At 70.5% G+C, this 14,000-nt stretch carries 13 protein-coding genes and 2 pseudogenes; 11 read left to right on the plus strand and 4 right to left on the minus strand.

What is annotated here, in order from left to right; all coding sequences use genetic code 11:
* The first annotated feature begins 80 nt into the window (after positions 1 to 80).
* The 7 genes and pseudogenes from AQI88_RS39745 to AQI88_RS39775 all read left to right on the plus strand — a co-directional run bounded on the left by AQI88_RS39745 (position 81) and on the right by AQI88_RS39775 (position 7,202).
* Positions 81 to 1,304: a L,D-transpeptidase gene (locus AQI88_RS39745; RefSeq protein ID WP_079058121.1), complete on the plus strand. Its 1,224-nt coding sequence runs from the start codon at positions 81 to 83 to the stop codon at positions 1,302 to 1,304.
* A gap of 157 nt (positions 1,305 to 1,461) precedes the next feature.
* On the plus strand, positions 1,462 to 2,703 hold the full coding sequence (locus tag AQI88_RS39750) for a L,D-transpeptidase (protein ID WP_208616059.1): 1,242 nt from the start codon (positions 1,462 to 1,464) through the stop codon (positions 2,701 to 2,703).
* Positions 2,704 to 2,865: 162 nt separating this feature from the next.
* Positions 2,866 to 3,633 (plus strand): enoyl-CoA hydratase/isomerase family protein, encoded by a 768-nt coding sequence (locus AQI88_RS39755; RefSeq protein ID WP_067010114.1) that lies wholly within the window; start codon positions 2,866 to 2,868, stop codon positions 3,631 to 3,633.
* Between the two features lie 286 nt (positions 3,634 to 3,919).
* On the plus strand, positions 3,920 to 4,423 hold the full coding sequence (locus AQI88_RS39760) for an ATP-binding protein (protein ID WP_067010117.1): 504 nt from the start codon (positions 3,920 to 3,922) through the stop codon (positions 4,421 to 4,423).
* 86 nt (positions 4,424 to 4,509) lie between these two features.
* Positions 4,510 to 5,325: a polysaccharide deacetylase family protein gene (locus tag AQI88_RS39765; RefSeq protein WP_067010119.1), complete on the plus strand. Its 816-nt coding sequence runs from the start codon at positions 4,510 to 4,512 to the stop codon at positions 5,323 to 5,325.
* Positions 5,325 to 6,512, plus strand: coding sequence for a YncE family protein (locus tag AQI88_RS39770; RefSeq protein WP_067010121.1), 1,188 nt, complete (start codon positions 5,325 to 5,327; stop codon positions 6,510 to 6,512). Before AQI88_RS39765 ends, AQI88_RS39770 begins: the two co-directional genes overlap by 1 nt.
* A gap of 92 nt (positions 6,513 to 6,604) precedes the next feature.
* Positions 6,605 to 7,202 (plus strand): annotated as a pseudogene (locus tag AQI88_RS39775) (ADP-ribosyltransferase).
* A 3-nt stretch (positions 7,203 to 7,205) separates the two neighbouring features.
* Here AQI88_RS39775 and AQI88_RS39780 read toward each other — a convergent pair.
* Positions 7,206 to 7,830 (minus strand): annotated as a pseudogene (locus AQI88_RS39780) (GNAT family N-acetyltransferase).
* 48 nt (positions 7,831 to 7,878) lie between these two features.
* Here AQI88_RS39780 and AQI88_RS39785 point away from each other — a divergent pair.
* Both AQI88_RS39785 and AQI88_RS39790 read left to right on the plus strand, forming a co-directional pair.
* Positions 7,879 to 8,790 carry a helix-turn-helix domain-containing protein gene (locus AQI88_RS39785; protein WP_067010123.1) on the plus strand — a complete coding sequence of 304 codons (912 nt, stop codon included), beginning with the start codon at positions 7,879 to 7,881 and terminating at the stop codon, positions 8,788 to 8,790.
* Between the two features lie 59 nt (positions 8,791 to 8,849).
* Positions 8,850 to 9,062: an EF-hand domain-containing protein gene (locus AQI88_RS39790; RefSeq protein ID WP_067010125.1), complete on the plus strand. Its 213-nt coding sequence runs from the start codon at positions 8,850 to 8,852 to the stop codon at positions 9,060 to 9,062.
* A gap of 103 nt (positions 9,063 to 9,165) precedes the next feature.
* Here AQI88_RS39790 and AQI88_RS39795 read toward each other — a convergent pair whose 3' ends face one another.
* A complete protein-coding gene (locus tag AQI88_RS39795) occupies positions 9,166 to 10,089 on the minus strand; it encodes an AraC family transcriptional regulator (RefSeq protein ID WP_067010128.1) in 924 nt (307 codons plus the stop codon).
* Positions 10,090 to 10,192: 103 nt separating this feature from the next.
* Here AQI88_RS39795 and AQI88_RS39800 point away from each other — a divergent pair, with 103 nt between their 5' ends.
* Positions 10,193 to 11,185 carry a zinc-dependent alcohol dehydrogenase family protein gene (locus AQI88_RS39800; RefSeq protein ID WP_067010130.1) on the plus strand — a complete coding sequence of 331 codons (993 nt, stop codon included), beginning with the start codon at positions 10,193 to 10,195 and terminating at the stop codon, positions 11,183 to 11,185.
* Between the two features lie 89 nt (positions 11,186 to 11,274).
* Complete coding sequence (locus tag AQI88_RS39805) at positions 11,275 to 11,952, plus strand: NADPH-dependent F420 reductase (RefSeq protein ID WP_317936525.1); 678 nt, start codon at positions 11,275 to 11,277, stop codon at positions 11,950 to 11,952.
* Between the two features lie 86 nt (positions 11,953 to 12,038).
* Here AQI88_RS39805 and AQI88_RS39810 read toward each other — a convergent pair whose 3' ends face one another.
* Complete coding sequence (locus AQI88_RS39810) at positions 12,039 to 12,596, minus strand: GH25 family lysozyme (protein WP_067010134.1); 558 nt, start codon at positions 12,594 to 12,596, stop codon at positions 12,039 to 12,041.
* Between the two features lie 92 nt (positions 12,597 to 12,688).
* Positions 12,689 to 13,720, minus strand: a complete 1,032-nt coding sequence (locus AQI88_RS39815; RefSeq protein WP_067010136.1) for a phosphatidylinositol-specific phospholipase C domain-containing protein — start codon at positions 13,718 to 13,720, stop codon at positions 12,689 to 12,691.
* Positions 13,721 to 14,000: the final 280 nt, after the last annotated feature.

A 14,000-nucleotide genomic window follows, 5' to 3' on the forward strand; every position in this document is an offset into this window, starting at 1 on the left:
TGTCGTCCTCCCCACAGTTCTGCCCAGCACTGGCGTCGCACTCACGTTTCCCCACAGCGGGCCCGGTCGTTGAGCCCCGCGTGAGGCACGTACAAGGACGCGCACGGCGCACGGGGGCCGCGCTGGCCGCCGTACTGACATGGGCGGGGCTGCTGGCCGGCTGTTCTGCGGGCGGCTCCGGCGGACTGGACCTCGACCGGGTCCTCGGCAAACCCCCGGCCCCCGAGGACGTCATCCGGGTCGCCCCTGACGACGGCAGCAAGGAGGTCAGGCCCGAGCAGCGGCTGCGGGTACGGGTGCCCGGCGGGCGGCTGGAGAAGGTGACCGTCGTCAAGGACCAGGATGCGCAGGACTCCCCGGTCGCCGGGCACATCAGCGCCGACGGGCTGACCTGGGAACCGGAGGACAAGCGGCTGGCGCTCGCGGCCAAGTACACCGTCGACGCGGTCGCGCTGGACGCCCGCGGCCACCGCTCGGCCCGGCACACCACCTTCACCACCTACGTCCCAGAGGAACGGTTCATCGGCTACGTCACCCCCGAGAACCGCGCCACCGTCGGCACCGGCATGATCGTCTCCCTCTCCTTCAGCCGGGAGATCACCCACCGGGCCGCCGTCGAACGCGCCGTACGGGTCACCGCGAACCCGCCCGTGGAGATCCGCCCGCACTGGTTCGGCGCCACCCGCCTCGACTTCCGCCCCGAGCGCTACTGGAAGCCCGGCACCGAGGTCACCGTGGACCTCGGCCTCAGGGACGTCGAAGGGGCGCCCGGCGCCTACGGCTTGCAGGACAAGACGTTCACCTTCACCGTCGGCCGCAGCCAGATGTCCCTGGTGGACGCGGCCCGGCACATGATGGACGTGCGACGCGACGGGCAGCTGCTCGCCAGTGTGCCGATCACCGCGGGCGCCCCGAAGCACCCCACCTACAACGGGAAGATGGTGGTGATGGACATGCTCGAGGTCACCCGCATGAACAGCCGCACGGTCGGCTTCGGCGGCGAGTACGACATCCCCGACGTCCCGCACGCCATGAAGCTCACCGACTCCGGCACCTTCCTGCACGGCAACTACTGGAATCCGGACGCCCCGGGGCGCGTCAACGTCAGCCACGGCTGCGTGGGCCTCCTGGACGTCAAGGGCGGCAGTTCGGACACCCCGGCGGGCTGGTTCTTCGACCGCAGCCTGGTCGGAGACGTGGTCGAGGTCGTCAACAGCAAGGACAAAACAGTCGCTCCCGACAACGGCCTCGGAGGGTGGAACATGGCCTGGAAGGTGTGGAAAGCGGGCAGTGCGGTCAAGTAACCAGATGGGGGGCGGGGTTCCGGATGACGGCCGTCGGTTGAATTTGCGACTGAACGGTGACATACACCTGACACCTCGCTCAAAACCCTGCGGTTAACATGCGCACACCAGAGTGGTGGGGAGCGGGCCTGACCTGGCCCGGCGAGGGGAGAACGACTTGAACGTGCGGCCTATATCGGGGGCGTCGGCGGGGGGCCGGGGGAGAGGCCGTAAGGGGCTGGCGCTCATAGCCGGCGCCCTGCTGGTGACCCTCACCGCGTGCGGCGGCGGTGACTCGGGGTCAGGGACAGGGTCCGGTTCCGGGGACGGCAAGAGCAAGGACTCCGGCACAAGCAAGCAGTCGACGGCCGCCGTCACCATCTCGCCCAAGTCCGGTGCCACGGGCGTGGACACCAGCGGCGCCCTGAAGGTGAACGTCGCCAAGGGCAAGCTGACCGAGGTCACCGTCAAGGACGCCAAGGGCGCGAAGGTCGACGGCACCCTCACCGGCGGCGGTGCCTCCTGGACCCCGTCGACCCACCTGGCCGCCGCCACCAAGTACACGGTGCACGCGGTCGCCAAGGACTCCGAGGGCCGTGAGGCCGCCGAGGACTCCAGCTTCACCACGCTCACGCCGAAGAACACCTTCGTCGGCTCCTTCACCCCCGAGGACGGCTCCACCGTCGGGGTGGGCATGCCGTTCTCCGTCCGCTTCACCCGGGGCATCACCGCCCCCCAGGACGTCGAGAAGGCCATCAAGATCAAGACCGAACCGCCCGTCGACGTCGAGGGCCACTGGTTCGGCAACGACCGCCTGGACTTCCGCCCCGAGAACTACTGGAAGTCCGGCACGAAGGTCACCGTCGACCTCGACCTCGACGGCGTCGAGGGCCGCGACGGCGTCTACGGCGAGCAGCACAAGAAGCTGACGTTCACCATCGGCCGCAACCAGGTCTCCGTCGTGGACGCCAAGAAGCACACGATGAAGATCACCCAGGACGGCAAGGTCATCAAGACCATCCCGGTCACCACCGGCAAGCCCGGCTACGACACGTGGAACGGCCAGATGGTCATGACCGAGAAGCTCGCCGTGACCCGGATGAACGGCGAGACCGTCGGCTACGGCGGCGAGTACGACATCAAGGACGTCCCGCACGCCATCCGCCTCACCGACTCCGGCACCTTCATCCACGGCAACTACTGGGGTGGCGACGCCTTCGGCAACTACAACGCCAGCCACGGCTGCGTCGGCCTGCGCGATGTGCGCGGCGGCTACGACAAGGACGTTCCGGCGGCCTGGTTCTTCAACCACTCGATCACCGGCGACGTGGTGGTCGTGAAGCACTCCCACGACCGCACGGTGGACCCGGCCAACGGGCTCAACGGGTGGAACATGTCCTGGGCCGACTGGAAGAAGTAAGCCCCGTCCGACGTAAGGGCCCGATGCCGTGACGGACGGCACCGGGCCCACTGTCGTTGGCGGCCGTGCTGTGCCTGCCCGGGGGACAACCCCCAGACCCCCGGCCGGGTGTGATCGACCGCACCGGGCCGGTAGCCGTTAATCGCCGTTAACCTGCTCTGCATGACCGTGAATCTCGAAGTCGCCGAGGGCGTCGGCACCCTGCGCCTGGACCGCCCTCCGATGAACGCGCTGGACGTCGCCACGCAGGACCGGCTGAAGGAGCTCGCCGAGGAGGCCACGCGCCGCGAGGACGTGCGCGCCGTGGTGATCTACGGCGGCGAGCGGGTGTTCGCGGCGGGCGCGGACATCAAGGAGATGCAGGCCATGGACCACACCGCGATGGTCCTGCGCGCCCGCGCCCTGCAGGACTCCTTCACCGCCGTGGCCCGCATCCCCAAGCCCGTCGTCGCGGCCGTCACCGGGTACGCCCTCGGCGGCGGCTGCGAGCTGGCCCTGTGCGCCGACTACCGCATCGCCGCCGACAACGCCAAGCTGGGCCAGCCCGAGATCCTGCTCGGGCTGATCCCCGGCGCCGGCGGCACCCAGCGCCTGTCCCGGCTGATCGGTCCTTCCAAGGCCAAGGACCTGATCTTCACGGGCCGTCAGGTGAAGGCGGACGAGGCCCTCGCCCTCGGCCTGGTGGACCGGGTCGTCCCGGCCGCCGAGGTCTACGAGCAGGCGCACGCCTGGGCCGCGAAGCTCGCCCAGGGACCGGCCCTCGCGCTGCGCGCGGCGAAGGAGTCGGTGGACACCGGCCTGGAGACCGACATCGACACCGGGCTCGCCGTCGAACGGAACTGGTTCGCCGGTCTGTTCGCCACCGAGGACCGCGAGCGGGGCATGCGCAGCTTCGTGGAGGAGGGGCCGGGCAAGGCGAAGTTCCTGTGAAGTTCACCGTCGAACTTCCCCGGTAGGGCTTGCAGTTGACGCGTTGTCTGATCCGGGTCCCTCGATGGGGCGGTTTATGGGAGCCTTAAGTCAACCTTAAGCCTGCCTCGTCGAGGGAGCCTGACGATTGCCCGGAAGTGAGCCCTCGCCGCAGGTCACTCAGGCTCTCCCGAGACCTGACATGCCGTCGGCATATGCCTGCGGGCCGGAGCGGGGCAGGGGTGTACGGGGGGCGTATTCCTCAGGAACGGCCACGGGGGCGGCTCTGGGCGGCCATCATGGGGGCATGGCGGGGCTGGAGGGCATCGAGCAGCCGCGGGGTCACAGCCGTGCGGCCGCGGCGCGTTGGTCGCCCGCGGTGGAGGACGAACGGGCGCTCAAGGCGCTCGAACTGTTCGGCAACCCGACCGAGGCCGAGGTCCCGCTGCCGTCCCGCCCGGAGTCCGCGGCCGCCGCGCGCCGGCTGGCCCAGGTCGTCGTCCTGCGCCACTGGGGGCTGAGCCCCAAGATGACCGAGGACGCGGTCTTACTCGTCTCCGAACTCGTCGGCAACGCCGTACGGCACACCGGAGCCCGGGTCTTCGGTCTCCGGATGCGCCGCCGCCGCGGCTGGATCCGGGTCGAGGTCCGTGATCCCTCCCGCGGGCTGCCCTGTCTGATGCCGGTTCAGGAGATGGACGTCAGCGGCCGCGGCCTGTTCCTGGTGGACAAACTCTCCGACCGTTGGGGCGTCGACCTGCTGCCGCGCGGCAAGACGACCTGGTTCGAGATGCGGGTCGCCGACCGGTAGGGCCTGTGGGGTCGGCGAGGTCACGGCGACCCGAAATCGATCCTCAATCGGGCTAATCGAAGGTTTTCTTGCCGATTCCCCCTTAAATGGTGCGGGTGACCACGACCAACCGACGCGGGGTGCTGCGCGCGGGCGCCGGGCTTGTCGCCGGGGGCGCGCTCGCCGCCGGGTGCGGCGCCGGCCAGGACGCCCCGCCCGACTCCGCGACCTCCGCCACCCCCGGGTCCGCCCCGCCCGCCCGCGCGTCCGGCCACCCCGCGGCCACGTCCCACCCGGCGCCCGCCCCCGGCGCCTACCCCGGGCAGCCCGCCCAGATCACCCACGGCCCGCGCACCCGCCCCCAGGTCGCCCTCACCTTCCACGGCCAGGGCGACCCCGACCTCGCCAAGTCCCTGCTCTCCGCGGCCGAACAGCACGGCGCCCGGCTCACCGTGCTCGCCGTCGGCACCTGGCTGGACGCACACCCGGACCTCGCCCGCCGCATCCTCGACGGCGGCCACGACCTCGGCAACCACACCCAGCGGCACGTCTCCATCAACGCCATGGCCGAGGCCGAGGCCCGCCGGGAGATCACCGACTGCGCGGACCGGCTGGAGCGGCTCACCGGATCGATCGGCACCTGGTTCCGCCCGTCCCGATCCCCGACCGCCTCCGCGCTGGTCACCCGGCTGGCCCGCGCCGCGGGCTACCCGCACGTGCTGTCGTACGACGTCGATTCGCTCGACTACACCCGTCCCGGTGCCGACGCCGTCACCCGCAAGGTTCTCGCCGAAGTCCGGGGCGGTTCGGTGGTGAGCCTGCACTTCGGGTACCCGGACACGGTCGCCGCCCTCCCCGCCGTACTCCACGAACTCGACCGGCGCGGACTGCGCGCGGTCACCACCACGGAGTTGCTGAGCTGATGCCACCCACACACGCCGCCCGCCTGCTGGCCGCCGCAGCCGCCCTCACCGCCCTGACGCTGCTGTCCGCGTGCAGCGGCGCAGGCCAACACCATGAGAACGAGGCCCTCGGGAGCAAGGCGCCGGCGCCGCCGCAGGTGAAGAGCCGCCAGGTGAACGTGTTGCCCGGGATGCCTCCCGTGCAGGACCCCGCCGACCTCTACGCCGCCGACCGCCCGAACCGGCTTTCCCCCGTCGTCAAGGACTTCCCGTCCCGGGTGTACGTCCCCAACACCAACTCCGACACCGTCACCGTCATCGACCCCAGGACGTACCGGATCATCGAGACCATCCCGGTCGGCCACCAGCCCCAGCACGTGGTGCCCTCCTGGGACATGAAGACCCTGTGGGTCAACAACGACCTCGGCAACAGCCTCACCCCCATCGACCCGAGGACCGGCGAGGCCGGCAAGCCGGTCCCGGTGCACGACCCGTACAACCTGTACTTCACGCCCGACGGCAAGTACGCCGTAGTGATGGCCTCCAAGGACCGCCAGCTCGTCTTCCGGGACGCGCACACCATGAAGGTCGTGAAGGCCGTCCCGGTCAGCTGCCACGGCGTCAACCACGCCGACTTCTCGCCCGACGGCCGGTACTTCATCGTCTCCTGCGAGTTCAGCGGCGAACTGCTCAAGGTCGACACGGCGAGGATGGAGGTCGTCGGACAGCAGAAGCTGCCGTTCCACGGCGCCATGCCGCAGGACGTCAAGATCTCGCCGGACGGCAAGCTGTTCTACATCGCCGACATGATGGCCAACGGCCTGTGGATCCTGAACGGCGACACCTTTGCCGAGCCGACGTTCCTCTACACCGGCAAGGGCGCCCACGGGCTCTACATCAGCCGCGACTCCCGGGAGATGTACATCTCCAACCGGGGCGAAGGCACCATCTCCCTCTTCGACTTCGCCCAGAACCGGCTCACCAAGAGGTGGCACCTGCCCGGCGGCGGCAGCCCCGACATGGGCGGGGTCTCGGCCGACGGCAAGGTGCTGTGGCTCTCCGGCCGCTACAACTCCGAGGTGTACGCCATCGACACCCGCACCGGCGCCGAACTGGCCCGCATCCAGGTCGGCAGCGGCCCGCACGGCCTCGCCGTCTACCCGCAGCCCGGCCGCTACTCACTGGGGCACACGGGCATCTTCCGCTGAGACGCGGCCGGTTGTCACCCGATCGGCCGGACACGCCGCCGATCGGGTGATGATCCACAAGCCTCCGACACAGAACCGGGATCATGCCCCGCATGATCCCAACTCGCCTGCGACGGCAGGCCGCTGCCGCCGTCCTGTCCCTCGCGGCCGTCTTCGCCACGACCGCCGCCACGGTTCCGGCACCCCCCCAAGGCCGCTGCCGCCGCCGCTTGCCCCCAGTTCGACGACCCGGTCAAGGCAGCCGTCGACCGCCGCGTCGACGTCGACCGCATCACGCCGCAGCCGGTCTGGCGCAAGACCTGCGGCACGCTCTACCGCAGCGACAGCCGCGGCCCGGCGACCGTCTTCGAGCAGGGCTTCCACCCGAAGGACGTCATCGACGGCCAGTACGACATCGAGCAGTACGTCCTGGTCAACCAGCCGTCCCCGTACGTCTCGACGACGTACGACCACGACCTGTACAAGACCTGGTACAAGTCGGGCTACAACTACTACATCGACGCTCCCGGCGGCGTCGACGTCAACAAGACCATCGGCGACACCCACAAATGGGCCGACCAGGTAAAGGTGGCGTTCCCCGGCGGCATCGCCCGGCAGTACATCATCGGCGTCTGCCCGGTCGACAAGAAGACCAAGGTCGAGATCATGAGCGACTGCGAGAGCAACCCGTACTACGAGCCGTGGCACTGAGCCCTACCGGGTGATGAACAGCGCCTCCGCGCCCACCGGCAGATAACCGGCCGCCCGGAACGCCCGCATGCTGCGGGCGTTCCCCGGCGCGACCTGGGCCCACAGCGGCTCCGCGACGAGATGCCGGGCGGCGGTCACCAGCCGCCGCCCCAGGCCCCGGTGCCGTACGTCCTCGTCCACCTCGACGGAGACCTCCAGCCGGCCGCCGACCCCACGCCCCGTCACCAGCACACCGCCCTCCGCCGTCCACGCGCGCACCTCGTCGCGCCGCCCGCGGGCATACACGACCCGGGAGTGGTCCGGGTCCTCGATCTCCTTCAGCGCGAGCGGCGGCTCACCCGGCAGCGGGGTGCCCACCAGCATCGCGTCGATGGTCTCGTTCCTGCGTCCCGTCCGCTCCAGGAACGCCGCCAGGAACCGCGGGTTCATGGGCGCGGCCGGCGCGTCGCAGTCCACCGCGCGCAGCGCCTCGCGCACCCAGTCCGGATCCTCGTCCGTGAACACGACGGCGTGCGCGGTGAAGGCGAGGACGCCCGCGTCCCGGTGGCAGGCCTGCGGCACGACCGCCGTCCGCCGGCGGGAAGACACCGCGAGCCGCCGCGTCGAGAATGTCCCGCAAGGCCTCCACGCCGCGCTCCTTGAGTCTCCACCGACTGGAAGGCCCAGACTCGCAGACGTGATCGACGACGGCACCGGACTCTTCACCATCGGCGAGCTGGCGCGGGCCACCGGCCTGACGGTTCGCACCATCCGCTACTGGTCCGACGAGGGCGTCCTGCCCCCGGTGGCCCGGTCCGCAGGCGGCTACCGGCTCTACGACGCCGCCTCGGTGGCCCGCCTGGAGCTGATCCGCACCCTGCGCGAGCTGGGGCTCGGCCTGCAGGACGTGCACCGGGTGCTGGCCGGCGAGCGGACCGTGGCCGAGGTCGCGGCCACCCATGTGGCGGCGCTGGACGCGCAGATCCGGTCGCTGAAGGTGACGAAGGCCGTCCTGTCGTCGGTGGCACGACGGGGTTCGAGCGCGCAGGAGACGACCCTCATGAACAAGCTTGCCCGGCTGTCCGCCGCCGAGCGGCAGCGGATCATGGAGGAGTTCGTGGGGGAGACGCTGCACGGGCTCGACAACGTCCCGCCGGAGATCCGTGAGCTGATGCGGCGCACCGCGGCGGACCTCGCGGAGGAGCCCACCCCCGAACAGGTCGACGCCTGGATCGAGCTGGCCGAGATGCTCCAGGACCCGGAGTTCCGCACGCAGATGCGCCGAGCGGCCGAGTTCAACGCGGACCACCGCACGCCCGAGGCGCGCGACGGGGGCGCTTCGTGGTTCGCCCGGCGGCTGGCGGACTTGGTCGGCGAGGCCCGGGAGCGGGGCATCGAACCCGGGGCGCCCGAGGCCGACGCGGTCCTGCGGGAGCTGCTCGGCGACGCCGACCGGACCGCCGTACTGGAACGCATGACGGCCGCCTTCAACGACCGGGTCGCCCGCTACCGCGAACTGCTCGCCATCGTGAACCGACAGCCCGCGCCCCCGCACGCCGAGGACTTCGCCTGGGTGGTCGCCGCACTCCGTGCGCGTGAGGGCCGTTAGTCTGACCAGCGACAGTACGCCGGCACGGCATGAGAAACACGAACAAAAGGGGTGGATCGGTGGCGGACATCGAGGAAGCACGCAAGCAGTTCCAGCGGATCGACGCGGACGGTGACGGTGTCATCACCGCCGCCGAGTTCAAGCACGCGCTGGCCCAGGAGGGCGACTGGAACGTCACCGAGACGGTCGCTGCGGCCATCATCAAGACCCGCGACCTCAACGGCGACAAGGTCCTGTCGTTCGACGAGTTCTGGGCCTACCTGAACAAGTGACTGCTTCCCTCCCCGTAGGGGGAGGCGATTCCTGGCTCAGTCCGCCTCCTGGAGCAGCGCTCCAGGAGGTGCAGGTACGTTCCGACCCGAAGGAGCCGGCCGCCTAGGCCGCCCCCCGTCGGTACCGCCCCGGCGCCACCCCGTACTCCCGCTTGAAGGCCTTGGCGAAGGCGAACTCCGAGGTGTATCCGGCGCGCCCGGCCACCTGGCGCACCGTGAGGTCGTCGTGGCGCAGCAGCCGTCCGGCGACCGTCATCCGCCACCAGGTCAGGTACGTCAGCGGCGGCTCGCCCACCAGCGCGCTGAACCGGCGGGCGAAGGCAGCCCGGGACAGGCCGCCGGCCGCGGCGAGTTCCGCCACCGTCCAGGCGCGCGCGGGATCGCCGTGGACCGCGCGCAGCGCCGCCGCGACCGCCGGATCGGCCAGCGCGGCCGCCCAGCCCCGCGCCCGGCCTGCCGCCCGCTCGCTCTCCCACCAGGCCCGCAGGATGAACAGCAGCAGGGTGTCCAGCAGCGAGGTGACGATCGAGTCCGTCCCCGGCCGCTGTTCCTCCAGCTCCATCCCGAGCAGTTCCACCGCCGCCCGCAGCGAACGGTGACTGCCGACCTGGGCGGGCAGGTGCACGATCTGCGGCAGTTCGGCCAGCAGCCGGTGGGCGCGGTCCCGGTCGAGCCGGTAGAAGCCGCACAGCGTGACCGCGTCCGGGCAGCCCGACCGCTGCTCGTCCTGGTCCGGGGGGCCGATCCAGGTGCCGTCGGGCAGCAGTCGTACCTCCCGCAGCGGCACGTCGGGCGCGCCGGCCAGCGCGTGTCCCTGCCCGTGCGCGAGGAAGACGACGTCCCCGGGCGCCAGTGCCACCGGCTCGCCGTCCTCGGGGATCAGCCAGGCCGAGCCGCGCAGCATCACATGGAACCCGGCCTCGTCGGCCGCGGCGAACCGCAGCCCCCAGGGCGCGTACTTGTCCCGGCGCGCGGAGTGCGGGCGTCCGACGCGCATCGCCGCGACGACATCGCTGAGTACGTCCATGTCGCCAGCCTAGGCGGGAACTCCCCCGTGGGGAGACGTACGGGCATGAATTCGAGACAGGGGAGCATGGATCGTCTTCCTGCCGGGGCCTAGCGTCGACGGCATGACAACTTCCGCACGCACAGTGCTCTTTCACGAACTCGGCGGCCCCGACGTGCTCACGGTCGAGGAGGTCGAGCTGCCGGATCCCGGGCCGGGCGAGGTGCTGGTGAAGGTCGAGGCGCTCGGCCTGAACCGGGCCGAGGCGATGCTCCGCTCCGGGGCCTACTTCTACCAGCCGACGCTGCCGGGTTCCCGCAACGGCTACGAGGCCGCGGGCGAGGTGGCGGCGGTCGGCACCGGCGTGACGGCGTTCGCGCCCGGCGACCCGGTCCTCACCGCGGCGAACTTCAACCTCAGCTCCCACGGCGTCTACGGCGACCTGGTGCTGCTGCCCGAGACCTCGCTCGTGCCGCGCCCCGCCGGCATCGACGCCGTCACCGCCGCTGCCGTCTGGCTCACCTACACGACGGCGTACGGCGCCCTGATCCAGCGGGCGGGGCTGGCGGCCGGGGACCGGGTGCTGATCACCGGGGCGTCCAGCGGGGCCGGCACCGCGGCGATCCAGGTGGCCCGGCGGGCCGGCGCGGTCCCGATCGCCGCCACGCGCACCGAGGCCAAGCGGCAGGCCCTGCTCGACCTGGGTGCCGAGCACGTCGTCGTCACCGACCGGGAGGACCTGACCAAGGAGACCCGGCGGCTGACCGACGGCCGGGGCGCCGACATCATCATGGACGCGATCGGCGGTCCCGTCTTCCGGGAGCTGGGCGAGGCGGCCGCCGAGGACGCCACCATGATCAGCTACGGCTGGCTGTCCGAACAGCCCATCGAGCTGCCCCGGAACTGGCCCGTCACCGTCCACGGCTACAGCAACTTCACCCTGACCGGCACCGCCGACGGCCGCCGCCGCGCCGCCGACTACATCGGCTCGGGTCTCACCGACGGCACCCTCCGCCCGGTCGTCGGCGAGGTCTTCGACGGACTCGACCGGATCCGGGACGCCCACCGGCTGATGGAGTCCAACCGGCACACGGGCAAGATCGTCGTACAAGTCTGAGGGGTTTCACTCTCTTGCCGCAGCCACCGGAATAGTCCCGCTCCCCCCGGGGTTGTCGCCGATGACGGAAGCATGCACATGCATCGATCCTGGAAGGGTCTGTCATGAAGATCGGCATCATCGGCGCGGGCAACATCGGCGGCAACCTCACCCGGCGGCTCACCGCCCTCGGCCATGACGTGTCCGTGGCCAACTCGCGCGGCCCCGAGACCCTCGAAGAACTGGCCGAGGAGACCGGTGCGACCCCGGTCCCGGCGGCCGAGGCCGCCAAGGGTGCCCAGGTCGTCGTGGTCACCGTCCCGCTCAAGCGGGTCCCCGACCTCCCCTCCGGGCTGCTGGACGGCGCGGCCGAGGGCGCTGCCGTGATCGACACCGGCAACTACTACCCGCAGCAGCGGGACGGCCGGATCGCCGCGATCGAGGACGAGGGTCTGACCGAGAGCCGCTGGACGGAACAGCACCTCGGCCACCCCGTGATCAAGGCCTTCAACGGCACCTACGCCCAGGACATCCTGGAGCGCCCCCGCCCGGCCGGTGACCCCGAGCGCATGGCCCTGCCGGTGGCCGGCGACGACACGGCCGCCAAGCAGGTCGTCCGCGACCTCATCGACGAGCTGGGCTTCGACACGGTCGACGCGGGCGGCATCGACGAGTCCTGGCGCCAGCAGCCGGGCACCCCGGTGTACGGCCTGCGGGCAGGCGCCGAGGCCGTGCGCAAGGCCCTGACGGAGGCGTCCCTGGAGCGGCCGGCGGACTTCCGCGGCTAGGTTCTGTCCCCGACTCCTCCCAGGTGTGGCCCACTCGTGAGGCGGCTCCGGGCGGAGTCGGGGTTCCGGCAGGTGATCGAGCGGGGTCAGGCATCCGCGGCCCACGCCCGCAGCGCTGCCTTGCTCTCGAAGGCGGCGAGGTCCTTGTCGTGGGGCTCGCTGCTGTACTGGTGGAAGCGCCACTTGGCCTGGATGCGGGGCTTGCCCGCGGTGACGTAGTCGGCGATCCAGAGGCCGTCGCCCGCGTAGGAGGTCGTATCGACATTCAGCCAGTAGTCCCGGTTCGTGTACAGGATCACCTGGTTGTTCGGCCGAAGCTCCTTGACCGTGCGGATGAACAGGTCCTTCTCCGCGTTGCTGGCGTGCGTGCCCTCGCTGGTCGTCTCCCAGTCGACGGCGAGCAGGTCGCCCGCCTTCTCCGGGGCGTGCTTGACGAAGTACTCGGCCTGGGCGGCGATGTGGCCCGGCCACAGAAAGTGGTAGAAGCCGACGACGAGGCCGGCGTCGCGGCCGGTCCTGGTCTGGGCGGCGAGTCTCGGGTTGACGTACGAACGCCCCTCCGTCGCCTTGATGAAGACGAAGGAGAGGCCGTCCGTGTCGTACGAGGACGACTGGTACGCGCTCACGTCGATGCCGTGAATCATGGGGGGACTCCCTTAAGTGTCAGTGGGGGGACAGGAGTTGACTCATGTATGCCCCACCTTGGCACGCAGGATCCGCCCCCGTACCCGGAATGTCAGCCCCGGGCCGTCACCGACCCCAGCACCGACGCGGGCTTGGCCGACCAGTCGGAGGTGATGATGCTCGCGTGGTCCTTGGCCAGCAGCGCGAGCCGGGCGGCGACTTCCGCGTCCGTGGGGTTGGTCGAGGAGATCGCCGGGGACACGCCGTCGGCGCCCGTCGTGATCAGGATGTAGTGGTTCGCGGAGTAGAACGAGGTGTCGTACCCGTTGTTCACGTACGTCGCCGCGTCCCCGTCGAAGAACACGAACCAGGGCCGGATCGAGGCGTCGTAACGGCTGGTGCGCGGGTCGCCGTTCTCCGCGCCGAGCACGGCCGGGAAGGCCTGGGCCTCGGCGGTCTTCCCCGCCGCGTACAGGTCGCGCAGGTGGTCGCCGTACTCCTGGTCCGTCCAGTAGTGGTCGAAGGGGTTGGACTTCTCGACCGTGCCCGGGATCAGCTCGAAGAGGAACTTGCCCTTGAGGGAGTCCCGGGAGGGCCAGGCGTTGGCCCTGGCCGCCGCGTCCAGGGAGGAGTACGTCCCGCCCAGCAGGTCGGCCGGCTTGTAGACGCTGTTGCCGAGCTTCTGCGAGACCAGGGTGTCGAACTCGTCCGGGCCGAGGCCCGCGTTGTTGTTGAAGCCGACCTTCATCTCGACCTTGAACACGATCGGCGGGTGGTCGGGGTGGAGCTGGTTCCAGGCCGCGATGTTGTCCAGGCAGCTGCCCAGATCCTGGTTGCGGCTCTTGCTGTACAGCTCGCTCGGGGTCTTCGCGGCCTCGCAGTTGTTGTCGTTGCCGAGCGGGTTGCTGTGGCTGACCCGCCACCGGTGGCTCAGGCTGTCCACGTACACGTCCAGCTCCAGCAGCGAGGCGCCGGAGTCCAGAGCCTGTGCGAAATACGTGTACTTGGCCTTGTCGTACGCGTTGTGCGTGCCGATCGCCGTCGTCTCGGAGAGCTTGGGCGAAGCCGCACGGGCGTTCGCCGGTATCGCAACCAGTAGGGCGGCGGCACCCGCGAGCGCCGCCAGTCGTCTCACTACGCGCATCCCTCAAAACCCCTTCGCTGTAGCCGAGTTGGGGGCAGCGTAGGAGTATGCGGTTACTGCGCGGTAGCCCTCCGGGGAACATCACCCTCCGGAGAGTCCGCCCTCAGGCGTGAACTCACCTCGCCGCAAGGCTTGGACGAAACGAGCCCACGACGGAGCCAGGAAGCGGATCACCGGCCCTTGGCGCTGCTCTTGTGCCACACACGCGCGCGTAGGGGGTCGAAGCTGCGCCTCTGCTGCCGGAGTTGGCCCAGGATCTGGTCCGCGGAGGGGTGACCTT

Source organism: Streptomyces cellostaticus, from assembly GCF_001513965.1.
GTDB lineage: Bacteria > Actinomycetota > Actinomycetes > Streptomycetales > Streptomycetaceae > Streptomyces > Streptomyces cellostaticus.